Source organism: Pseudoalteromonas sp. GutCa3 (assembly GCF_002836155.1).
Classification (GTDB): domain Bacteria; phylum Pseudomonadota; class Gammaproteobacteria; order Enterobacterales; family Alteromonadaceae; genus Pseudoalteromonas; species Pseudoalteromonas arctica.
Map to the genome: position 1 here is coordinate 155,099 of NZ_PJBK01000079.1, position 23,317 is coordinate 178,415.

Genomic DNA, 23,317 nt, shown 5'->3' on the forward strand with positions numbered 1-23,317 from the left:
AAAATAGGCTACTCGTCTATTTTGTTCAGTGTGTCTCTGCAGCGGCGCTCGGCAGTCACCAACTCCATAAGAACAACTTTAATGTCGTCCATTTGTTGAGATAAGTCAGACTTTTTATCGGCTATTAAATCAAGCATGGTAACCAGCTGCTTAGCACTCGACTTATCAGCGTCGTACAGTTCAAACAAACGGCCTGTTTCAGCAAGCGTAAAGCCCAATCGTTTACCACGTAATATTAGTTTTAAACGCACTTTGTCGCGTTTTGAATAAATACGTGTTTGACCATTACGCTCTGGGGTTATTAACCCTTGATCTTCGTAAAAGCGAATAGAGCGGGTTGTAATGTCAAATTCTTTAGCGAGTTCGCTAATGCTAAATGTTTGTTCATTACTAGCCGGCATTTTGGCTGAGCTTGCAAAGTTTGTTTGATTATCTGGTTTCATAATTGTATTTACCTCATTCGAATAACTCCAATATAAGTGAAGTTTACGTAAAGGTAAAGCTTGGTGTGTTTTGAAACTATTTATAAAGGAGTGTTGGTGTGAAATTTTAATTTATAACATTAATATTCAATGACTTAATTTTACTTGCTCAGTGTTGGCCTACTACTGGAAAATAATGCTTACACTTATAAAACTAAAAATTAAGCTGTTTTTAGTTGACGTTGGCGTAAACGTTAGTATTGTGTGTAGGTATTAAATAATAAATGAATACTAAATTAATAGAGCAAATATACTAACAATTATTTGCATTAAATTACAACGGAGTTAGTTATGACTTTAGAATCAGTGGTAATTGTAGCAGCAAAACGCACCCCAATGGGTGGTTTTATGGGAGCGTTAAGTGATGCGCAGTCTACCGAGCTTGGCGCTACCGCCATTGCCAGTGCACTTGCACAAACTGGTTTAGCTAATGATGCAATAGATGAAGTAATTATGGGCTGTGTATTACCAGCAGGGCTTGGGCAAGCGCCCGCACGCCAAGCAATGTTAAAAGCAGGCCTTGCACTTAGCACTGGCGCTACAACAATTAACAAAGTATGTGGCTCTGGTTTAAAAGCCGCCATGCTTGCAAACGATTTAATTAAAGCAGGCTCTATCCAATCTGCCATTGCCGGTGGCATGGAAAGCATGACAAACGCACCGTACTTTATTCCAAAAGCACGTGGCGGTATGCGAATGGGTCACGGCGAAATAAAAGATCACATGATGAGCGACGGCCTTGAAGATGCTTACGATAACAAAGCAATGGGTTGTTTTGCACAAGACACCGCCGACGAATACGGCATTGGTCGCGAGCAAATGGATGCATTTGCATTAGGCTCATTAAGTAAAGCAAAAGCAGCAATACAAAATGGCAGTTTTGATAACGAAGTTGCCCCGCATACGATGCAAACACGCAAAGGCGATGTAACTGTTTCGATTGACGAGCAACCAGGTAACGCCCGCCCAGAAAAAATTCCAAGTCTGCGTGCAGCCTTTAAAAAAGACGGCACCATTACAGCCGCTAATTCATCGTCAATTTCAGACGGTGGCGCGGCGCTTATATTAATGAGCGAATCAAAAGCAAAAGAGCAAGGCTTAACACCGCTTTGTAAAATTGTAGCGCACAGTACTCACTCTCAAAAACCAAGTGAATTTACAGTAGCGCCAGTAGGTGCAATAAGCAGCGTGCTTGAAAAAGCAGGCTGGGCTGTAAACGACGTTGACCTTTGGGAAATTAACGAAGCATTTGCCATGGTAACCATGCTGGCTATTAACGAGTTAAAACTTGATGAAAGCAAAGTAAACGTTAACGGCGGTGCATGTGCACTTGGCCACCCAATTGGCGCAAGCGGCGCGCGTATTTTAGTAACGCTTATTCATGCCCTTAAAAACCGAGGCCTTAAAAAAGGCATTGCGTCTTTATGTATTGGTGGCGGTGAAGCGGTTGCTATGGCCGTAGAAGCGTATTAACTAGGTATTAAGCAGTTATAAGAAAGCTATACGAATAACTATAAAAGCGCTGCACCAATAATACTAACAAAGCGGCGCTACCAATTTTAAAAGAGAACACACAACTCACACACTAGGATTTAATCATGCACCAAGTACCACTACTTATTAATGGCGAATTTATTCAATCAGCATCAAAAGAGCTTATCGATGTTATAAACCCAGCAACTCAAGAAGTACTTGCACAAGTGCCATGCACCACCGAGTCAGAAATGGACGCGGCAATTGCCTCAGCCTCTGAGACGTTTAAAACATGGAAAGACGTACCCATTACTGAACGTGCTCGTATTATGATGAAGTACGCTGCGCTATTAAAAGAACACCATGATGAGCTTGCTACCATTATTTGCCATGAATTGGGTAAAACGTTTGAAGATGCAAAAGGCGATGTTTGGCGCGGTATTGAAGTAGTAGAACAAGCCGCTAACGCACCATCATTAATGATGGGTGAAACAATGGAAAACGTAGCGCGTAAAATCGATACGTATTCTTACATGCAGCCACTTGGCGTGTGTGCAGGTGTTACCCCGTTTAACTTCCCTGCAATGATCCCACTTTGGATGTTCCCGCTGGCTATTGTGTGTGGTAACACCTTTATTTTAAAACCGTCTGAGCAAGATCCACTTACACCAATGCGTTTAGCAGAGCTATTTATTGAAGCCGGCGCACCAAAAGGCGTATTACAAGTTGTTCACGGTACAAAACCACAAGTAGACCGGTTACTAGAAGATAAAGCAGTGCGTGCAATTTCGTTTGTTGGCTCGTGTGGTGTAGGTGCTTATATTTATTCTAAAGGCACACAAAATCTTAAACGCGTGCAAGCGTGTGTTGGTGCTAAAAACCACATGGTTATTATGCCTGATGCAAGTAAATCGCACGTTGTAAATAACTTAGTAGGCGCATCGGTAGGTGCTGCTGGCCAGCGTTGTATGGGTATTTCGGTTGCTGTATTTGTAGGTCAAGCAAGTCAATGGGTAGATGAAATTAAAGCAGGCTTTGAAAATGTACGCCCAGGCGTGTGGGATGATGCAAATGCAGCATACGGTCCACAAACATCAAAAGCAGCAAAAGCACGTATTTTATCACTCATTGCCGGTGGTAAAGAGCAAGGCGCTACCTGTTTAATTGATGGTTCTGACTTTACAGTTGAAGGGTATGAGCAAGGTAACTGGGTTGGTCCAACGTTATTTACCGATGTAACCAAAGAGATGGATTTATACAAAGAAGAAATATTCGGCCCAGTACTGGCGTGTATGTTTGTAGACACGCTTGATGAAGCAATTGCACTTATTAACGACAGCCCTTACGGTAACGGCACCTCGTTATTTACCTCAAGCGGCGCAGTGGCTCGTAAATTCCAACACGAAATTGAAGTAGGCCAAGTAGGTATTAATGTGCCAATTCCTGTGCCACTTCCGTTCTTTTCGTTCACTGGTTGGAAAGGCTCGTTTTACGGCGATACACACACGTACGGTAAACAAGGCATTCGTTTTTACACAGAAACTAAAACGATTACCTCACGTTGGTTTGAAGACGATATTGCGTCGGGTCCAAATATGAGCATTAACTTAAAATAATCGTAATTAAAAAATGAGTAAATAAAAGAATAATTAATAATAAAGATGGGCGCGAAGGCTACTTCACACACAACACACATAAGCCTTCGCCGCTCGTCACGAACTACTCCCGTGACGGGAAACACTAACAACACAACTAACATAACTTACACAATTAAAGAGGTCTACCATGGACTTTAACTTATCTGAAGATCAACAAGCCTTTGCGCAAACTGCACGCCAATTTGCCGAGTCAGAACTTGCCCCCTATGCAGCAAAGTGGGATCGCGAACATATTTTTCCTAAAGACACGATTAAAGCAGCAGGCGAGCTTGGTTTTTGTGGTTTATACACGCCAGAGGAAGCGGGCGGCCTTGGTTTATCACGTTTAGATTCGAGCATTATTTTTGAGCAGCTTGCTATGGGCTGTACCGCAACAACGGCCATGTTAACCATTCATAATATGGCCACCTGGATGGTAGCAAGTTTTGGTACCGATGCAGTTAAAGACAAATACGTAGAGCAATTAGTAATGGGCGAGTTACTTGCCTCTTATTGTTTAACAGAGCCAGGGTCGGGTTCAGACGCCGCATCACTTAAAACAAAAGCCGTGCTTGAGGGCGATGAGTATGTTATTAACGGCTCAAAAATGTTTATATCGGGCGCTGGCGAAACCGAAGTATTAGTTGTAATGGCACGTACAGGCGGCGAAGGCGCTGCGGGTATTTCGGCATTTGTAGTGCCTGCCGACGCAAAAGGCGTTGAATACGGCAAAGCCGAAGAAAAAATGGGTTGGAACGCACAACCAACACGCCTAATTAGCTTTGAAGATGTACGCATTCCTGCGCATAACTTATTAGGCGCAGAGGGCGAAGGCTTTAAATTTGCGATGCAAGGCCTTGATGGCGGCAGGATTAATATTGCCACATGTTCAATTGGTACAGCGCAAGCGGCGCTTAATACAGCCCGTGAATATTTAAAAGAACGTACACAATTTGGTAAACCATTGGCTGCGTTTCAAGCATTGCAATTTAAAATTGCCGATATGAACACCGAGCTTGTAGCTGCGCGTCAAATGGTTAGGCTTGCTGCATTTAAACTTGATAATAACGACGTTGAAAAAACCACTTACTGCGCCATGGCTAAACGCTTTGCTACTGATGTAGGCTTTACCGTGTGTAACGACGCACTACAAATTCATGGTGGTTACGGTTACATAAAAGAATACCCGCTTGAGCGCCATGTACGTGATGTACGCGTTCATCAAATTTTAGAAGGCACTAACGAAATTATGCGTGTGATTATAGCGCGCCGTATTTTAGCGCAGTCTGCAAGCGACGTTTTATAAGGAGCAATGTATGTCAGAATCAAAATCTAATCCGAGTATTGAACTTACAACCGAAGGTCATGTTGCTATTTTAACTATGTCTAATCCGCCAGCAAATACCTGGACAAAAGACACCCTAGTTGATTTAAAAAATACCGTTAATGAGCTTAATAATAATAAAAATATTTATGCATTAGTACTGACTGGTGAAGGCGAGAAGTTTTTTAGCGCAGGTGCCGACCTAAACGTATTTGCTGGTGGCGATAAAGGCGTAGCCGCCGATATGTCGCGTGTATTTGGTGAAGCATTTGAAGCGCTTACTAATTTTAGAGGCGTGTCGGTTGCAGCCATAAACGGCTATGCAATGGGCGGCGGGCTAGAAGTCGCCCTTGCGTGCGATATACGTATAGCGGAAGAGCAAGCACAAATGGCGCTCCCTGAAGCTAAAGTTGGGTTGTTACCGTGTGCGGGTGGCACACAAAATTTAGCATGGCTAGTTGGCGAAGGCTGGGCAAAACGCATGATTTTATGTGGCGAGCGCCTAAAAGCTGATAAAGCTCTGCAAATTGGCTTAGTAGAAGAAGTAGTACCACAGGGTGAAAGCTTTGCGGCAGCATTAAAACTGGCCAACCAAGTGGCCGATCAAAGCCCCACTTCAGTTGCAGCATGTAAAACATTGATTCAAAAAGGGCGCAATCAACCAATGGCAAGTGTATTACCTCTTGAACGCGAGTTATTTGTTGGTTTATTTGATACCGAAGATCAACAAGAGGGCGTAAATGCCTTTTTAGAAAAACGCCGAGCTAACTGGGTAAACGGCTAATGAGTGCTTTAACATTATTAAATAGCGCCGATGAGCCCGTGGTATTTGAAACCGCAGCCGCAGAAAACGGCAGTTTAATAGGGCTTATTACACTCAATGCGCCAAAAGCATTAAATGCACTTAATTTTGAGATGATCAAATTACTTGAGCCGCAATTGCGAGCTTGGCAAGACGATGATGCTATTGCAATGGTGTTGTTAAAAGGCGCTGGCGATAAAGCATTTTGTGCTGGTGGCGATGTTGTCAGCCTTCATCATGCAATGGCGCAAGGTAAACCAACAAGCCTAGTTGAAGAGTTTTTTACACTAGAGTACAAACTTGATTATCTTATTCATACCTTTGATAAACCAATCCTTGTTTGGGGTAACGGCATAGTAATGGGCGGCGGTTTAGGGCTAATGGCCGGTGCTAGCCACCGCGTTGTAACCGAAACATCACGCATTGCCATGCCAGAGCAAACCATAGGTTTATACCCAGATGTAGGCGGCAGTTACTTTTTACATAAAATGCCACAAAACGTCGGGTTATTTTTAGGGCTAACGTCAGCCTCTATAAACTGCGACGACGCGCGTTTTGTATCGCTTGCCGATCACTTTATCGATAGCAACAAATATGATGCCATGCTTGCGCAAATTTTAACTGCTAAATGGGGCAAAACCGCAAGCTTAAATCATGATCGATTAACCGATTTACTCACCGATTTAGACAACCAGTCGGCGCGTATGCCTAAAGGCAATATAAAAGCTAACCTAAAAACGATTCAGAAACTGGGTGAGTTTAAAACCTTGCAAGAGCAGGTTAATTATATTTTAGGGCTAACCACTGACGATAAATGGCTACAACGCGCTCAAAAATCACTTAAACACGGATGCCCATTAAGTTGTGCACTCGTTAGTGAGCAATTAAAAACAAGTAAAGGCAAAAGCTTATTAGCGTGTTTTAAAATGGAGCTGGGTATGTCGGTTCGCGCTGGCGAAGTAGGTGAATTTCAAGAAGGTGTAAGAGCGCTATTAATAGATAAAGACGGCGCGCCTAATTGGCAATACAAAACACTAAGTGATGTACCGCAAACAATAATAGACAGCTTTTTTGCTAACCGCTTTGGCGAAAACCACCCACTCAATGGCTTAGACACGCCAAGATACAAATAAAGGAAAGACGATGACTAAACTCAATATTGGTTTTATCGGCTTAGGTAATATGGGCGGCCCAATGGCGGCTAACTTAATTAAAGCTGGACATACTGTGAGTGTGTTCGATTTAAACCAGTCGGTCGTAAATGAACTTGCAAGCAAAGGCGCAAAAGCAGCAGTTGATGCAAAGCAGTGCGCAACCAATGCTGACGTACTTATTAGTATGTTACCTGCAGGCAAGCATGTTAAATCGCTGTATTTGGGTAATAACGACGACAGCGGTTTAATTAACGTGCTAAGCAATCATACATTAGTAATTGATTGCTCAACAATAGATGCAGAATCAGCACGCACTGTAGGCAGTGCACTTGGCAAACAAGGCATAAGCTTTGTAGATGCACCGGTATCGGGCGGCGTTGCAGGCGCAACTGCAGGTACACTTACTTTTATTGTAGGCGGCGAAAAAGCAGCGTTCGATAAAGCACATACAGTGCTTAGTGATATGGGTAAAAACATATTTCATGCAGGCGATATTGGTGCAGGGCAAGTAGCAAAAATATGTAATAACATGTTACTCAGTATTTTAATGGCAGGCACCAGCGAAGCACTGCAAATGGGTATTAATAACGGTCTCGATCCTAAAGTACTTAGCGACATCATGACCGCAAGTTCTGGACGAAACTGGACGCTTGAACTTTACAACCCTTGCCCAGGTGTAATGGATACAGCCCCTGCTAGTAACGATTACAAACCTGGCTTTATGGTCGATTTAATGGCTAAAGATTTAGGCCTTGCCATGGAAGCCGCGCAGCAAAGTAATTCATCAACCCCTATGGGTTCAATGGCTAAAAATTTATACACTATGCTACAGCACCAAGGTGCGGGTAGTGATGACTTTAGTGCCATTTTTAAACTGTTTTCTAAGTAGGAGCAACGCGTGGAAATTAAAAATAACACGGTAGTAATAACCGGTGGCGCACAAGGTTTAGGCTTTGCAATGGCGCAAAAGTTTGCACTTATGGGTGCTAACATTGCTTTAATAGATATGGCACAAGACTTATTAAACACGGCATGCGAGCAACTTATGCAACTTGAAGGTGTAACTAGCAATATTAAAGGTTATGCCGCAAACGTAACAAATGAGAGCGAAGTAGAAAACGTATTTAATACCATTAACAGCGATTTTGGCCACATTGGTGTGCTAATAAACAACGCCGGTATTTTACGCGATGGCATGTTTATAAAGGCAAAAGATGGCAAGGTCGTTAAAAAAATGTCTCTTGAACAATTTCAATCTGTGATTGATGTAAACCTGACCGGTGTGTTTTTAGCAGGACGGGAAGCTGCAAGCCACATGATTGAATCTGGTAAAGGCGGCGTTATAGTTAATATGTCGAGCGTAGCGCGAGCAGGTAACATAGGCCAAACAAATTACGCGGCATCTAAAGCAGGCGTAGTGGCACTTACCACCACATGGGCTAAAGAACTTGGCCGATTTGGTATACGTGTAGGTGCTATTGCACCAGGTGTAATAAGTACCGCCATGACCGACGCCATGAAGCCAGAAGCCAAACAACGTATGCTTGCAGTAACGCCAGTAGGGCGCTTAGGCGAAAGCGACGAAATTGCCCATACTGCACAATACATAATCGAAAACGACTTTTTTACCGGTCGTGTGGTTGAAATAGACGGCGGCATTCGTTTGTAAACCGAACTGGATTAAGGTTGATTAAAAGCATAGCTCTTTGGGCTGTGCTTTTTTGTTTTAAATCGGGGAGATTTATAAACTTGAAAAAGGTCTAACAACGGCATTGGAAATTTGTTGTGAAATTAGTTGCTCGTTTGCTCTTAATAAAACCTAATGAGAGTGGCTTTTTAATCACTTCTTTAAATAAAAAGCTCAACGCATTTAACGCTTGTGTTTGAGTGTTAGGAGCAACATTTTGTTGGTTGACTAAACGAGTTTAAAAAGCTAAAAAAAGTTCGACCTCATTATCTCCCATCGTTGTTGGGTGCCTCATAGAGTTAAATCGAATAAACGAAGCTATCCAGTATAAATACGCTTTAACGGTACTTTTAGCATAACGCTTTAGATACATTTGTTCGGCTATCATAGTTAAAAAGGTGATTTCATGATATGAATCTCTAGCAAAAGTTAACTGTATATATAGACAGTACTTGTTGTTTTGTCCAATATTACTGATCTCCACCATTTCGGTGTATTTGTGCATTGATTAAAAATAATTTCTAGTTAACTAATTGTTTACAGGTGTTTATTTGATGGCTAAGATAAATGCACTGTAATATATGGACATTTGTCGGTTTATAAAACGACAAATGTCGTAGACAAAATTGTTAGCATTACAAGGAAGTATATGAGTAGTTGTCCTAATTGTAGTCAAAATATAAACCCTTTTAGCTTCTCTCTTTCGGCATTTCCTTTGTACTTTAAATGTCCAAATTGTAACGTAAGGTTAAAGCTAATCAATTCCAAACTATTTTGGGTTACTTTTTTCCTGTATTTAATCGTAGTGGTTACGTCAATAATGTATATTCCTCTGGTTCGTGAGTATAACCTTGGTGTTATCCTTGCTGTATTAGGTTGGTTTGCTGTTTACAATAAATTATTATTTATATACTACGCAAAGAAAATGTTGCTTTATATAAGTAGTGTAATGCTAACAAGCAATTGAACGGGGCTTTTACAGCTGGCTGTGCTCGTTCCTCGCAATTTTAGCCAGCAATAAAAGCCCATTAATTGGGCGTTATATTTTAAATACAAGGATTGAGCATTGAGTAAAAAAGTGTTGCTTGTTGGTTTGGAATATTCTGGGCCAAATATTATTGATGTTGAAATTGAAACGCTGGGATTGTGTCGCCCTGAAGTTGATGAAGATAGAGCTGCGTACGCTTTATATGAGTACGATCTAATAATCATAAATCCCCAGAGCTATAGCCATTTTATATTTGGAAGTGCCGGTGAACATAGTGATTCTAGCTCTGAACTTTATGATCTAAAAAGAGAGAACAATTCATATGATCTGGATACTGTGTTTGATTACAGTGATAGATCGGAAGAAATGAAAGCTGCTCTCAAAAATGGCTGCCGAGTGATCTGGCTTCTCGCTGAGGAAAAAAGAGAGCAGTTTTTCGGATATAGAAAAGTTTGGATATCATACTTGAATAAAACGGTAGAAAAGCTTGTAGAGAATAACGATGTTTACACTAAAAAATCACGTCGTGTTTCCATCACGGAATCTGGGAATAAATTAACGCCATATTTCGAACAGGTAGCAAAAGATGGTTGGCGTATATGTATTGATACCCCACCAGGAATTAATAAATGCTTAGCTCAAACGCCTGAGGGCTACGATTTAGGACTTGAAATCGAGCTTGGTGGAAACGTGGGTTGGCTACTAACACCTCCAAGATCAAATGAAGCTATAACAGCCTTGGTTCACTGTGCTCTTGACCTAAATGAAGATGACGTAATTCATCATAAATATGATGGGATATTCTTAAGTCATACCAGCGAAGACAAACCTTTTGTTCGTCGGTTGAAGAGTGACCTTGAACGTCATGGCGTAACCAAGGTTTGGCTAGATGAGGCAGAAATCCAGATCGGGGACTCCCTAATCAAAAAGATTGATGAAGGGCTTAAAATGACAAAGTACATTGGCGTTATTTTGTCGCCTAGATCAATAAAATCCAAATGGGTTGAGAAGGAACTAGATATAGCAATGAATCGTGAAATAGGGAGCGGTGAAGTTGTTGTGCTTCCACTAGTTATGGAAGAATGTGAACTCCCTAGCTTTTTAGAAGGTAAGCTGTATGCAGATTTCTACAGTCACGAAAAATATGAAGATTCGTTGCAGAAGTTACTGAGACGTCTTCGCAAGTGACGGGTAGAAATATAACAAGTTGCTGCACTCGGAAAGATTGCTCGCTGCGCTCCCAATTTTCCGGTGAGCAAAGCGTTATATCAATTTAGAGATAGGTGCAAAAAATAATGAAACTATATGAGAATGTAGTTATTGGAAACTTTCTTTATGGATTAGGCTACTCTATTGGTACTAAGAAAGGCGGAAATGAGGTTCTGTCAGTCGTAAACCTGCTTCAACAAACGCCAGCAGACAAAGAGTTAGGCGATGTACTTTTAGAATTTCCTGGAGTTGTAAAACTCATAGAGTTTAAAAACAAAGCTGGCAGCTTAAAAAAAGAGATGCAAAGACACTCTCAATTAAAGTCGGCATTGGGAGAAGACCATGCAAATACTTCTTTGTCTAAGAGTATTCACTGGTATGTTGAAACCGAGCCTTTTAATGATCTTTGTGTAAATAATATCAAACCTTATCTGGATGCTTTTGATAGTAGTGTTAACGATAGTTTTACATTAGAAACTTTTATTGAAAAAATTGTAGACGGTGTATTTAGTAACGATACCACTTTTAGCGATGATGATTTTAAGGACTATTTGAGTTTGGTTGCTAGGTGCCAAGGTACAGGAGAGGTAGGAACTGGAGGTATAATCATCGCAGTTTCTGAGAGTGGAATTAAATATTTCCAGTTTACGGACATTATGCAGCTCAGGTTACAACATAAAGAATATGTGAATGAGATAAAGAATCAATTTAATAAAAGTATAGAGGCTAAAAAAAGTCTTAATAGAGCCAAAGGTTTCGATATAGGGATAAGTCGATAATGGAGAGGTTAGATAAGTTATTTGATGCAGCTGCTAATTTGCTTACTGCAAGTGAGAAAAATGAACAAAGATTTTTAAATGCAATCACGTCAATTGAAAAGACTAACCGGAGTGTTAGTAGAGTTGAGTCAGAGACTAAAAAAGCAATAAAAGAGTCTACCCAAAATGCATCAAGTGAAATAGCGGATAAGGTTTCGGAGCAATTATTTAAAAAACTTGAACATGCGCATGTTAAAGCAGAACAAGCAGCGTCCAGGTATGAGAAAGCAAGCAGATACTCGGTGTTAAAACTATCTTTCATTATGCTTATATTATTAATTTGTGTTGCAATTAGTATTTGGTTCCTATTTGTCAAAGATATTCCCACTATAAATGAGATTAACGAGCTAAGAAGTGAGAAAGCGCAACTTCAAGCTCAGATAGAGAAGCTTAATCAGTATGGTCACATCACGAGTTGTGATGGTAAATTGTGTGTTTCTGTAGATAAAAATGACAGCTATAAATCTAGTGATGGTAAGGTTATTTATTATGTAATAGCCCCTCGAGATAGTAAAAATTGATATAACAAAAGCATTTAAGAGTGATTCGCAACGCTTGGCGTTTTCGCTTCGCTCAAGTATAGCCAAGCGTCGCTCATAGTGATTAGGATGACACCCATCCTAATCATTAGGAAAAAAGCCAACAAAATCAGTATGAATAGTGCATTTTTATAAATAATGAATCACGCAAAAAGCTGAGCTATGTAGACAAAAATGAAAGTAACAATAGACAGCCCCATAGGTCGACGATAGCTGATTATTAAAGAATGGCAAACGACTCGGCTGTATCGAACCGGCTTTCCTTTAAATAAAAAGCGGAACATTACAGTGAATAAAGGCATGAATAAATTGACCTTACGGGGTCAAACGAAAGTGAATGCGCAATGGCAACTGTATTGTCTTGTTCATAATATAGAAAAGCTGCAAAACACGATGCATTAAGAAGGGTAAGCCCTTTTACCCTAAATAAAAGCCACTCAACCACCCTTAATCCCTTCCAAAACGTCAATTAAAACAATATCAAACACTTCAATATTCTACGTAAAAATACAGTAATCAATTGAACCAAAATAGGAACTCAGCTATGGTTTGTTTATCAATAAAAACAAATTTAAAAACGAGTTAATCTACAGGCTCGTTAGGCATATTAGGAGAAAGCATTGAGCTTTTGGGAAAGTATTTTAGCCAGTATCGCTAAAAAGTTTGATTCGATATTAAATCGTCCGTTTGAGAACAAGTTCACCTGGTCTCTATTCGCGCTCGGCAGCATGCTAATTACTGGCTCATCTGTATATGGTTTTGTAACGAAGGGAAAAGCCGAGCTAAAAAGCCAAGACTACAATTTTGTCCTTGAGTTTGTATCTGGACCAGAAATAATTCCTACATTACTAGGAACAATTCTCGTAGGCTTTTCTATTGCTATTTTTTGGAAAACAAAGCTTTCTAGCAAGCCCGCAAATGATAAGTCTGATTTCGACAAGATCGTCGAGTCGGGAATTGAAAACCATCGCGACTACCTTATTGAGAAAGCATTCAAAAAAGAATTTAAATACCTGACTAAGGTTTCAACTATCAAGCTTATTCTTACGATGAGTGACTCTTATAGTAAATTTCTTGATTATAAGAAAGCCATATCTCATTTGATTGTTGAAAATGGACAGTTTTTATTTAAACACCCAAAAAGGCTTAACCTTATTAGCGGATTATCCGTGACAATATATTTTCTTTTTGCGTTTATAACTTTAGGCTCAATTCAGCTAGTGATATTAGCAATTAAAGCTGAAAGTTTACTTGGAGTATCTGTTTTCTCTATTTTGGTCTTCTCCATGGCGGCCATCACAGTTACAAGTTTAAATACTTACGGTGAAACGGCAGCAGCTAGACGGCTAGTGCAAAATGCCTAACAAGGCACAATAACAGTGACACCCATCCTAAATTTTGCTCTTTTTAAAATTAAGGACTACGTTTTATCTAGTCTAAAAAACAAGCAGGGTGTCTTATGGCTATCGCAAGAAAGCGTCAAGTAAGTTTGGTTGATACAAAATACTACCATTGTATTTCACGCTGTGTTCGTCGTGCATTTTTATGTGGGGAAGATCGTTTTACTGGTCAATCTTATGAGCATCGACGAGGGTGGGTTGAAGATAAGCTGCTTGAATTAGCTAAAGTATTTTGTATTGATGTATGTGCTTATGCCGTAATGAGTAATCACACCCATTTAGTACTGTATGTAGATGATAAGAAAGCAAACAGGCTGAATGATAAAGCGATTGTTATTCACTGGCACAAGCTGTGCAAAGGCACATTGTTAACGCAAAAGTACATACAGGGTGAAAGGCTAAGTAAAGTTGAGCTTATCTTTTTTAATCAAACAGTAAAGGAATATCGAGAGCGCCTATCAAGTATTAGCTGGTTTATGCGGGTGTTAAATGAAGACATTGCCCGCAGAGCAAATAAAGAAGATAACTGCACAGGGAGGTTCTGGGAGGGTAGATTCAAATCGCAAGCATTACTAGATGAAGCAGCACTTGTAGCCTGTATGGCCTATGTTGATTTAAATCCCATTAGAGCTAAAATGGCTAACACACCAGAAGAGTCAGACCATACCAGTGTACAAAATCGCTTAACATGCGCGGCAGAAGGTAAACAACCTAAGCAGTTACTACGTTTTGCAGGCATGCCACGTCAGATTATGCCTAAAGGGCTGCCGTTTGAGCTTAAATCGTACCTTGAACTCGTTGAGCTAACAGGGCGAATAATACGAGAGGATAAGCCCGGGCATATTGATAATATGAACCTTCCTTTACTAGAAAGGCTTAATATATCCCCAGATAACTGGCTAAAACTCACTACGCAATTTACGCGCGTATTTCACGGCGCAGTAGGCAGGCCGACCTCACAAGCAAGTTACTGTGAAAACTTAAAGCGAAAGCGGCGAGCGAATATCAGTAACTGCGAAAAGCTATTAGCATAAATTAAAAACCATTCAGTAAAAGTTAAAACTGCCATTACGGAGTTATTTTCATGCGTGTAATTTGGGTTTAAGAATGTAATGACTTATTTAATAGATGAAATGAAAGTGACCCAGTAAAAAAGATAAATTTTGAATCTTAAGGGCTAATTTTGTGGCACAGTTTTGTTTGTTCAATTAAAGTGGCTGTCTAGTTTGGTCCATATGTTCAATTAAAGTGGCTGTCTAGTTTGGTCCATACTTAAAAATAATGGAAAAAATGTACGGGATTAAAGAACACCCTGAAATAGACTTGAATTAATGTACATACAACAAAATGTCCTGAGGTGGGCAATTAGTAAAATTTGTCTATTAATTGCAACTTTTAATAGTGGAGCTTTAAAGCCGCTAAATAAGTCGATTCATCGTAGGATGTATTCGTTTTCCAACACCTAAATAAAATCTAACAAGGAACGTATATGAATTTATCTGAAGGCAAAACTGTAATTGAGTTTGAAATATCAGAAACAGGCCACCAAATTGTTGAAGCTAAAATTAACGGTAAATTGTTACGTTTTATTTTAGATACTGGCGCTGGGACATCTGTTTTAGACAGGGGATGCCTAAGTGAGTTAGGCATTGAAGAAAAACTCAATGTTGAGAATGCAGCAGGCTTGGGCACTTCGGATCACGCTATGGGGGATATAGAAGTTCATTCAATTGAGTTCGGAAATGCCTTGTTTGAAAGTCCAGGCTTTGTGTCACTTAATCTTGACCATGTTCAGGTCGCGGGTGGTGAAAAGGGAGTACATGGCTTGTTAGGCTCTCCCTTTTTTACTCAATACCAAGCAGTTATCGATTTTTCAAAAAATAGGTTGGAGCTTTTTAATAAAAAAATTAAATAACTAACCTAAACTTTGTGCTTTAAATTTTATCTAACGCACCATGTTTATGGATTTTAATATGACATGGTGCGACAGTAGTTATTGTTTACAATTTGTATTTTAAAGCTACTTTTCTAGTTCTTTTCTAATAATTCTTTTCTTATAATTTCAGCCCCAGCGCTCAAGGCATTTAGTTTACCTCTGGCTATATGGTGAGGTAGTGGAGCCATGCCGCAGTTGGTACACGGGTAGAGTTTGTCGGCATCTACAAATTGCAGTGCTTTACGTAGGGTATTAGCTACCTCTTCTGGCGTTTCGATAGTATGATTTGCTACATCAATTGCGCCTACCATTACTTTTTTACCGCGAATAAGTTCTAGTAAATCCATTGGTACATGGGAGTTATGGCACTCTAGTGAGATAATATCGATATTAGATTGCTGAAGCTTAGGGAATGCTTCTTCGTACTGTCGCCATTCGCTTCCTAGTGTTTTTTTCCAATCTGTATTTGCTTTAATGCCGTAGCCATAGCAAATATGCACGGCGGTTTCGCATTTAAGACCTTCAATTGCTCGCTCTAAACAGGCAATTCCCCAGTCGTTCACTTCATCAAAAAATACGTTAAACGCGGGCTCATCAAATTGGATGATATCAACGCCGGCGGCTTCTAATTCTTTTGCTTCTTGATTAAGAATGATGGCAAATTCCCACGCTAGCTTTTCGCGGCTTTTATAATGATCGTCGTAAAGCGTGTCTATCATTGTCATTGGGCCTGGCAATGCCCATTTAATAGGTTGTTTGGTTTGCTTGCGTAAAAATTTAGCGTCTTCAACAAACACAGACTTTTGACGGCTAACAGGGCCCACAACAGTGGGTACGCTTGCGTCGTATCGGTCACGAATTTTTACTGTTTTACGTTTTTCAAAGTCAACGCCATTAAGGTGCTCTATAAATGTAGTTACAAAATGTTGCCTTGTTTGCTCGCCATCGCTAACAATATCAATGTCTGCTTGTTGCTGGTCGAATAATGACAAGCGTAGAGCGTCGTGTTTGCCTTGGTTTAATTCGTCACCTTGTAATTTCCAAGGTGACCAAAGTGTTTCTGGCTCTGCAAGCCATAAAGGCTTAGGTAAACTGCCAGCGGTAGATGTAGGTAGTAATTTTTTCATAATAAATAATGCCGTATATTTTAGTTAATTATTAAACTTAGCGTTAAGCGCGTTATTTCTCGTTACTATTAGTTGTTATGACAGATAGCTAGTAGAGAATTGCTCAAGAACCGTTTGATACGGCTTGATAAAATGCTCTTGTGCAAACTTGCCTTGCTCGTTTGCTAATTTGCCGCGCTCTTCTCGGTCATACACAATTTGCGTTAGTGAGTGGTCCAAGTTTTTTAAGTTTGGTTTATATGATTTACCCGCTGTTGCGTTGGCATTATAAATCTCTGGTCTGTAGATTTTTTGAAACGTTTCCATCGTACTAATGGTGCTTATAAGCTCAAGATTGCTGTAATCATTAAGTAAATCACCAAAGAAAAACAATGCCAAAGGCGCTGCACTATTTGGCGGCATAAAGTAACGTACCTGCAAGCCCATTTTTTTGAAGTATTGCTCAGTTAAAGACGATTCATTTGGTTCATATTCTACGCCAAGTACCGGGTGTTGGTTTTCGGTGCGGTTGTAGGTTTTGTTATCTGACACACTTAGGCATATAACCGGTGGTTTTTTAAAGTTTTGTTTGTATGTATCCGAATTTACGAATGACTGAAATAGCTTGCCATGTAAAACCCCAAAGTCATCAGGAATACTAAATTGAGGCTTGCCTTTATTGTGCTCTTGTAGGAGTACGCTAAAGTCGTAGTCGCGCACATACGATGAAAAGTTGTTTCCTACAATGCCTTCAATGCGCTTATTAGTTTTATGGTCAACAATATTTGTTTTTAATATTTCGATTGATGGGAAGCTTTCGCCGCCGTCTTCAATACCTATTTCAACAGAGACAATTTCAAGCTCAACAGCATAACGCTCACCTTTGGTGTTATCCCAATGGGCTAGGGCATTAAAACGGTTGTTAATCATGTTTAAGGCGTTACGCAAATTTGCTTTGCGGTATTCACCTCTGGCTAAATTAGCAAAGTTGGTTGTGATACGCGTATTAGTTGATGGATGATAATTTTCGTCGAGTGAAACGCTCTTAATATTAAATGTAAAATCTTTTTTCATCGTGTTTATATCCAATTTTATAATTTAAACCTGATTGATGCTTTGCGCTTTATTAACCTTTTAACTTAGCGTGCTGGTTTGTTATTCAGCGGCTTTAAGTTGTTAGTAATAGTGTTTAGCGCTAAGGGATGAGTAATTTATACGTTGATTGGTATATGAATAAAAACGGTTTAATTTCACATAAAACATGAGTCATATTCATTAATCATTATTGTTAGATTCGATTACGTAGCAATTGACGAAAAAAAGGCACAAATCGATAAAAATAAAGGATGGATGTTTAGCCGTTTAGACTTCCCTTGTTTTAGTGTGCGCTTTATTCATGTTGAACATGAGGAATATTCAAAGTGATTTTTTATAGCTATAACAGTACATTAGCCAATTTTTTAGTATGTTGCGTCGTTGTTTGTACTAAGAGTCATCACTGGAAAATTTTTAATTAGCTATAAAGGCAGATACTTCAGCTCATCTAACCTAAATGATAAACCGACTTTTTTGAGTACGTATATAAATGCTTGTAAATTAATAAAAGCGCTATAAATCATATTAATAGCAATGGCAGTACGTTAACTAAGTTATACTCGTTTTTCATCACCTCACCTATTGAGTATTCGTGGATATCAAAGGCACTTGTATTGCATCAACTATTGATGAGCATGGCCCTGTTTATGTATATCAAACAAAAAAGAATCTTATTCTCAGCTTTGACGGAAAAATTTATCAAAGCTGTATTAAATTAAATAATATTAACGGGTTAAGCTTAGCTTATACGCAAGCTATGATGGCTGCGCTTTTTTTTATACCAAACTTAAAAACCGCGATGATAATGGGACTTGGGGCGGGCTCTATAGCAAAAAGTCTTTATCATGCGTTTCCTGCACTGACTATACATACCGTTGAATACCGCAAAGCCGTTGCTGATATGGCTATAAAATATTTTGAAGTTCCTGTGTCAGAACGTTTATTTATTCATATTGATGATGCGGCAAACTACATGAAAAACACGCAGATAAAAACGGACGTTATTTTTTCTGATTTATATAGCTCAGAAGGGATGGAGTCAGATCAGGTGCAATCATCCTACTTACGCGATTGTAAAAATGCGCTCACTTTTGACGGTGTTTTAGTACTTAATATTTGCCATACCAAAGTTGGGCAGAGGGAAGCGTTTGATCAACTTCTTGAGAAAGAATTTGCAGGAAAAATTCTTAGTTTTATTATTGAAGGTGGTAATAAAATTGTGTTCGCTTTTAACAATACAATGCCTGCACTTAGTGAAGACGAATTACTTGCTAAGGCTCACGCGTTACAAAAATTAATAAACGTACCAATGACGCGCTATGCCGAGCTTTTATTTAATTAAAATGGTTAGTTTGATTTACTGGTAAATGACGCGTTTGAATCCATCCATCTATCTGTTGTTCATTTAAACTTGGTTAAACTAATCATACTCTGAATAAAAATAATAAAGTACGTACCCGTACGGAAACACTTATACATGGATTACTGTAAAAATATAATCGCTAAATTTATAAGCGCGATGCAAAAGCGACCTGGATTGTTGGCTGTGTTGGCATTTTTGTCGGGCGTTGCTAGCTTTGCACTTGTAGATAGAAAAGAGTCTTTTTCGCAAGTTATTGCGATATTTTTGCTTATTAGTTGGTTGTGGCTAATTATTGATAATTGGTTACGTGACAAAGTAGAAGAAAAGTTTGGTGTGGCTGTATCTCCTAATGTAATGCGTTTTGCTCTGCAAATGGTGCAACAAGAAAGTCTATTTTTTGCTTTGCCGTTTTTTTTAGCGGTTACACAGTGGGATCATCCTCAAGCAATTTTTACCTCCCTCATTGTTTTGTGTGCGGTTATATCGGTTATAGACCCCTTTTATTACAAAAAACTTGCTAGAAACCGTACGTTATTTAGTGTGTTTCATAACTTTGCTTTATTCGTTGTTTTACTCGTTACATTACCTATTTTGTTACACCTTACAACGAGCCAAAGTTTAGCCGCAGCCCTCGTAACGGCTGTAGTGGTTACTCTACCGAGTTTAAACAATTTAATGCCTAATGCACGCTGGTGGCGTTTTCCTATCCTTGTATTGATTTTATGTGCTTTGAGCACTGCTGTGTGGCAATTAAGAAGCTATGTGCCTCCTGCAGCGCTGCGATTAACCGATATTACGTTAGCTCATGAAGTTGATTTACAGCATAAAAAGCCAGTAGGGAGTATTAAACAGTTAGACTCTTATACACTGCACCATCAAGGTTTATATAGTTGGACTGCTGTTAAAGCACCAAGAGGCTTAAATGAAAAAATATTTCATGTGTGGCTTCATAATAAGAAAGAAGTTGATCGGATCACGTTAAATATAAACGGCGGGAGAGAGCTAGGGTACAGAGCATGGACTCACAAGGTAAATTTCCCTAGTGACTCTGTTGGTAAGTGGCAAGTAAAAGTAGTCACCGAATCAGGTCAGTTAATAGGTTTAACGAAATTTACTGTTACACCTTAATTAACTTAGCTGGCTGTATTTTAAACACATAGCTGATATGGTTTTTGTATTACAAACTAATGGACATAGTTAATGAGTATTGCATTTGAGATTTTATTTGGCTAATAGTTGAAACTTGTTTGAGTTTTTTATTTTACTCGACCGGCTGGCTGCTATTAAAAGTGGTAACGTTTGGGCAATATAATAGCGAGTTTAAGGATTTTGCATCTTATAAAGCGAGTAAAGCTAGAAGAGTCGACTTAATCTTCTTACTCGGTTTTTGTTTTTACGTTGCACTCATTGCCGTTATGGCTTATTTGAGTCACTAAACTGGCCAACAAATTAGGTGAATAATTTTAAGAATAATAAGCAGCTTAATGAGTTATTGCTGCTTATAGTTTTCCCCTTTATCGCACTTTTTTACACTTCCTACTTATACTTTTCCTGTTTTGCAATAGGGAACACCTCACCGTGAGTACTATAACTATCATCTGAACTATTAAATTAAGTACCTGCTAGAGCATTGCTCGGTGCGTATATAGCTTTGGTTTGTTGGTTTAAATCCGAGCTAATTGCAACTTGTAGTTTATGGGTAATACTTAGTAAATACTTCAAATCTAATAAATAAAACAATAAATGTGCATCCATTTATTGCGCTAATACGTTTTATAACAATACTATGCGCCACTTTTTACCATTTATGATGGTTTTGGACTTAATAAATGACTCACTATTTAAAATATGTATTTGTTATTACGACTCTAGCGGGAGTAAATACAGCTTACGCACAAGCAAAAACACAAGAGCACTATCAAGAGCTTGAAGTGGGCGTAGGCGGAAATATTAAGCATACCCATACTGACGTAAATTATAAAAATAAAGAGTTTGATTTACATATTCACCCATTATGGGAAAGCCGATATGTAACCGAAGGTCGAGATAACCTTGCTGGTAATGGTATTGCATCAATTGCTACTGAGTTTAATTATAAAAACTTTGCGGTGATCCCTTGGGCGGCAAAAGGTATTAGTAGTGATTATTCAGAGCTTAATTTAAATGCTATTTATACCGCTCACTTATCTGAGCGGATAGAGATGTATGTAGGTTATAACTATATTAAAGCTCGTGAAGAAGGCATTGATGCTCACGATAATGAGCTAAGCCTCGACTTTGCGTATTTTTATGCAGACGATATTCAGTTATTAAGTAGTGTTTATCATTCATTTGATGCCCGCAGTACATTTTTGGAGATGGCAGTAAAAAAATATTTTTATATTAACGATTTACTATTATTGGATATTCAATCGGGCGTGGGGTTTAATGCGGGGTATGTTAGTGATGGGCACAACGGAATTAACAACGTAAAGTTTACTGCAAACTTGTCGTATCAACTTTTTAATCAATTAGCCTTATACACATATACAAGCTATAGCATTGCCGTTAATAAAGATGAAAAACGCTTTGCAGGTGACGAGACACTTCGAAATATATTTTGGGGTGGTGTAGGGCTAAGTTATCAATATTAGGGCGTGTATGCTTTTCGAGGCTGAGTTTGAAGCAGTGTGTTTTACTTTTAGGCAGTTCAGAGCCCACTGGGTAAAACCCTTGCTGCATGATTAAATCGATCTTAGGAGCAAATAGTAACACACGATAAAATATGTTTAACGGTGCGGTTGTTGCTAAATTTCAGTTTTAAATTTAATTATTATTATGTTTTGAATCAATAAACAATGCGTATGTGTAATACACAATAACTAAAAAATGTTAGGGTTTAGCTATCGTTTAAAAACAGTTGAGAATTACATATGAAGTTTTTAGTATTTTTAGGCACAGTACGCGATAGCACTCCACCAAAACCAGCTCGCTTAGGCTTAAGGGTTTCTAGGGCTTGTATAGAATGCTTAACAGAGCATTTTGGCGATCATGAGTTTGAGCTAATTGATACGTTGGATTTTCCTTGCGAAAACATATTTAAACCACACTTTGCATACGCTGAAAGTAATGCACCTACAGAGCTCACTCTTTTAGCTGATAAAATTAAAGCCGCAGATGGGTATATAATGATTAGCCCTGAGTACAATCACAGCATGAGTCCAGCTCTCGCTGACTTACTTAATCATTTTGGTAGCTCACTATTTTCGTATAAACCAAGTGCAATAGTAACTTACTCAGCAGGGCAGTGGGGGGGCGTAAGAGCGGCCATTAGTATGCGCACATTTTTATCTGAACTTGGCTGTTTGCCGGTATCGGCGATGATCCACGTGCCAAAAGCGCAAGATGTGTTTAGTGAGGATGGCAAACCTGTTGCAGGAGAGAGTCAATCATCGTGGTTTAATTATTTCTCACGCACGTTTAGCCAACTAATATGGTGGGCGCAGGCTGCTAAAGAGCATACCGAGGTGGTTGACCCGCAAAGTTTGCTAAAGAGCTTTAAAACAGCTCCTTCTCAGCGCAATGCACCTTAATACCCGCTAACTAATTGTTTGGATTGATTATAGAAACATGGCTGCATATAGTGGTATCATTAACGCTACATATTTTTAATAATGCATAATACCAATCCGCAATAATACTTAATCAATTTTAGGGATTAAATCGCTAACGGCATTAAAAAATTTTGATATAGAACAACTCAATAACGAAATTTTTGCTTTGTTATCGACACGATTTTCTTGTCTCAAAATAGAACAATGAATTATGCGAATTGGTGTAAGAAACAAGGAAATTGTGTCTTGAAATATCTAGCCTTACTAAGTGTGCTAACGCTTAGTGCATGTAGTTCTGTTCCCCATAAAATTGAAATGAGCCAAAGTACGGCTGCAAATATGAACCTTATCGCTTTAACTGAGCAAAGTGCACCTAAGGGTGTTGCTGGCACTTACCAGTTTCATATTAAAGCGGCGGGAGCTCAGGGGAGTTGGTTGTATTTAAATACCGAAACTGATTATCGCGACAGGCGTTCTATTACGATATCAATACCGCCTAATGTGGTAGCAGAGCTTCAAAGTAAATACGGACAACCAGCAGACACCTTTTTTATTGATAAAACAATAGAAGTAACAGGCGAAGCCAAACGGGTAACTATCGATTTTATGAGCCGTGGAAGAGTCACTAATAAATATTATTATCAAACGCACATAGCTGTGTCATCACTCAAGCAACTTCGTGTTATTGAAAGTTAGTAAAAACAATGCACT

At 39.2% G+C, this 23,317-nt stretch carries 22 protein-coding genes and 2 pseudogenes; 19 read left to right on the plus strand and 5 right to left on the minus strand.

Translation table 11 applies throughout. The annotated features are described in order from the left end of the window. Positions 1 to 8: 8 nt before the first annotated feature. Positions 9 to 443, minus strand: coding sequence for a MerR family transcriptional regulator (locus tag CXF64_RS14370; protein WP_007580242.1), 435 nt, complete (start codon positions 441 to 443; stop codon positions 9 to 11). Positions 444 to 773: 330 nt separating this feature from the next. Between CXF64_RS14370 and CXF64_RS14375 the strand changes: the two genes are divergently transcribed. The 7 genes from CXF64_RS14375 (at position 774) to CXF64_RS14405 (ending at position 8,541) form a co-directional block, all read left to right on the plus strand. Beyond that, positions 774 to 1,955 carry a thiolase family protein gene (locus tag CXF64_RS14375; RefSeq protein ID WP_024590172.1) on the plus strand — a complete coding sequence of 394 codons (1,182 nt, stop codon included), beginning with the start codon at positions 774 to 776 and terminating at the stop codon, positions 1,953 to 1,955. 125 nt (positions 1,956 to 2,080) lie between these two features. Continuing rightward, a complete protein-coding gene (locus CXF64_RS14380) occupies positions 2,081 to 3,571 on the plus strand; it encodes a CoA-acylating methylmalonate-semialdehyde dehydrogenase (protein WP_007376568.1) in 1,491 nt (496 codons plus the stop codon). A gap of 169 nt (positions 3,572 to 3,740) precedes the next feature. After that, the gene (locus CXF64_RS14385; protein WP_101217337.1) at positions 3,741 to 4,898 is read left to right on the plus strand and encodes an acyl-CoA dehydrogenase family protein; all 1,158 of its coding nucleotides are present in this window, start codon (positions 3,741 to 3,743) and stop codon (positions 4,896 to 4,898) included. A gap of 10 nt (positions 4,899 to 4,908) precedes the next feature. Next, positions 4,909 to 5,700 (plus strand): enoyl-CoA hydratase, encoded by a 792-nt coding sequence (locus CXF64_RS14390; RefSeq protein WP_101217338.1) that lies wholly within the window; start codon positions 4,909 to 4,911, stop codon positions 5,698 to 5,700. Further along, the gene (locus CXF64_RS14395) at positions 5,700 to 6,851 is read left to right on the plus strand and encodes an enoyl-CoA hydratase/isomerase family protein (protein ID WP_101217339.1); all 1,152 of its coding nucleotides are present in this window, start codon (positions 5,700 to 5,702) and stop codon (positions 6,849 to 6,851) included. Before CXF64_RS14390 ends, CXF64_RS14395 begins: the two co-directional genes overlap by 1 nt. A gap of 10 nt (positions 6,852 to 6,861) precedes the next feature. After that, positions 6,862 to 7,761 carry a 3-hydroxyisobutyrate dehydrogenase gene (gene mmsB, locus CXF64_RS14400; protein ID WP_101217340.1) on the plus strand — a complete coding sequence of 300 codons (900 nt, stop codon included), beginning with the start codon at positions 6,862 to 6,864 and terminating at the stop codon, positions 7,759 to 7,761. Positions 7,762 to 7,770: 9 nt separating this feature from the next. Continuing rightward, positions 7,771 to 8,541 (plus strand): SDR family oxidoreductase, encoded by a 771-nt coding sequence (locus tag CXF64_RS14405; RefSeq protein ID WP_101217341.1) that lies wholly within the window; start codon positions 7,771 to 7,773, stop codon positions 8,539 to 8,541. Between the two features lie 124 nt (positions 8,542 to 8,665). Here the strand turns inward: CXF64_RS14405 and CXF64_RS20990 are convergent. Continuing rightward, positions 8,666 to 8,947 (minus strand): annotated as a pseudogene (locus CXF64_RS20990) (phage integrase N-terminal SAM-like domain-containing protein); the annotation flags it as partial. A gap of 678 nt (positions 8,948 to 9,625) precedes the next feature. Between CXF64_RS20990 and CXF64_RS14415 the strand changes: the two are divergent. The 7 genes and pseudogenes from CXF64_RS14415 to CXF64_RS14445 all read left to right on the plus strand — a co-directional run bounded on the left by CXF64_RS14415 (position 9,626) and on the right by CXF64_RS14445 (position 15,428). Beyond that, a complete protein-coding gene (locus tag CXF64_RS14415) occupies positions 9,626 to 10,735 on the plus strand; it encodes a toll/interleukin-1 receptor domain-containing protein (RefSeq protein WP_101217342.1) in 1,110 nt (369 codons plus the stop codon). Positions 10,736 to 10,842: 107 nt separating this feature from the next. Then, positions 10,843 to 11,535, plus strand: a complete 693-nt coding sequence (locus tag CXF64_RS14420; protein WP_101217343.1) for a hypothetical protein — start codon at positions 10,843 to 10,845, stop codon at positions 11,533 to 11,535. Further along, entirely contained in the window at positions 11,535 to 12,095 is a 561-nt protein-coding gene (locus tag CXF64_RS14425) for a hypothetical protein (protein WP_101217344.1), read from the plus strand. Before CXF64_RS14420 ends, CXF64_RS14425 begins: the two co-directional genes overlap by 1 nt. 146 nt (positions 12,096 to 12,241) lie before the next feature. Further along, a pseudogene (locus CXF64_RS21115) lies at positions 12,242 to 12,515 on the plus strand (transposase); the annotation flags it as partial. 218 nt (positions 12,516 to 12,733) lie between these two features. Continuing rightward, positions 12,734 to 13,477, plus strand: a complete 744-nt coding sequence (locus tag CXF64_RS14435) for a hypothetical protein (RefSeq protein WP_101217345.1) — start codon at positions 12,734 to 12,736, stop codon at positions 13,475 to 13,477. A 95-nt stretch (positions 13,478 to 13,572) separates the two neighbouring features. Next, positions 13,573 to 14,547 (plus strand): transposase, encoded by a 975-nt coding sequence (locus CXF64_RS14440; RefSeq protein WP_101217346.1) that lies wholly within the window; start codon positions 13,573 to 13,575, stop codon positions 14,545 to 14,547. Between the two features lie 455 nt (positions 14,548 to 15,002). Continuing rightward, on the plus strand, positions 15,003 to 15,428 hold the full coding sequence (locus CXF64_RS14445) for a retropepsin-like aspartic protease (protein WP_033029637.1): 426 nt from the start codon (positions 15,003 to 15,005) through the stop codon (positions 15,426 to 15,428). A 113-nt stretch (positions 15,429 to 15,541) separates the two neighbouring features. Here the strand turns inward: CXF64_RS14445 and CXF64_RS14450 are convergent, their stop codons facing one another. Together CXF64_RS14450 and CXF64_RS14455 are read right to left on the minus strand one after the other, a co-directional pair. Then, positions 15,542 to 16,576, minus strand: coding sequence for a methionine synthase (locus tag CXF64_RS14450; RefSeq protein WP_101217347.1), 1,035 nt, complete (start codon positions 16,574 to 16,576; stop codon positions 15,542 to 15,544). Positions 16,577 to 16,651: 75 nt separating this feature from the next. Beyond that, positions 16,652 to 17,629: a DUF1852 domain-containing protein gene (locus CXF64_RS14455; RefSeq protein WP_024599076.1), complete on the minus strand. Its 978-nt coding sequence runs from the start codon at positions 17,627 to 17,629 to the stop codon at positions 16,652 to 16,654. A 613-nt stretch (positions 17,630 to 18,242) separates the two neighbouring features. On the opposite strand from CXF64_RS14455, the gene CXF64_RS14460 reads away from it, so the two are divergent. Together CXF64_RS14460 and CXF64_RS14465 are read left to right on the plus strand one after the other, a co-directional pair. Continuing rightward, the gene (locus CXF64_RS14460) at positions 18,243 to 18,992 is read left to right on the plus strand and encodes an ATP-binding protein (protein ID WP_101217348.1); all 750 of its coding nucleotides are present in this window, start codon (positions 18,243 to 18,245) and stop codon (positions 18,990 to 18,992) included. Positions 18,993 to 19,127: 135 nt separating this feature from the next. Next, positions 19,128 to 20,141, plus strand: coding sequence for a DUF5924 family protein (locus tag CXF64_RS14465; protein ID WP_101217349.1), 1,014 nt, complete (start codon positions 19,128 to 19,130; stop codon positions 20,139 to 20,141). Positions 20,142 to 20,624: 483 nt separating this feature from the next. Here CXF64_RS14465 and CXF64_RS20765 read toward each other — a convergent pair whose 3' ends face one another. Then, a complete protein-coding gene (locus CXF64_RS20765) occupies positions 20,625 to 20,768 on the minus strand; it encodes a hypothetical protein (RefSeq protein WP_157823672.1) in 144 nt (47 codons plus the stop codon). Positions 20,769 to 20,842: 74 nt separating this feature from the next. Here CXF64_RS20765 and CXF64_RS14475 point away from each other — a divergent pair, with 74 nt between their 5' ends. From CXF64_RS14475 to CXF64_RS14485, 3 genes are all read left to right on the plus strand, one after another. After that, the gene (locus CXF64_RS14475) at positions 20,843 to 21,646 is read left to right on the plus strand and encodes a hypothetical protein (protein ID WP_101217350.1); all 804 of its coding nucleotides are present in this window, start codon (positions 20,843 to 20,845) and stop codon (positions 21,644 to 21,646) included. 279 nt (positions 21,647 to 21,925) lie between these two features. After that, the gene (locus CXF64_RS14480; protein WP_101217351.1) at positions 21,926 to 22,585 is read left to right on the plus strand and encodes an NADPH-dependent FMN reductase; all 660 of its coding nucleotides are present in this window, start codon (positions 21,926 to 21,928) and stop codon (positions 22,583 to 22,585) included. Between the two features lie 267 nt (positions 22,586 to 22,852). Continuing rightward, positions 22,853 to 23,302: a hypothetical protein gene (locus CXF64_RS14485; RefSeq protein WP_101217352.1), complete on the plus strand. Its 450-nt coding sequence runs from the start codon at positions 22,853 to 22,855 to the stop codon at positions 23,300 to 23,302. Positions 23,303 to 23,317: the final 15 nt, after the last annotated feature.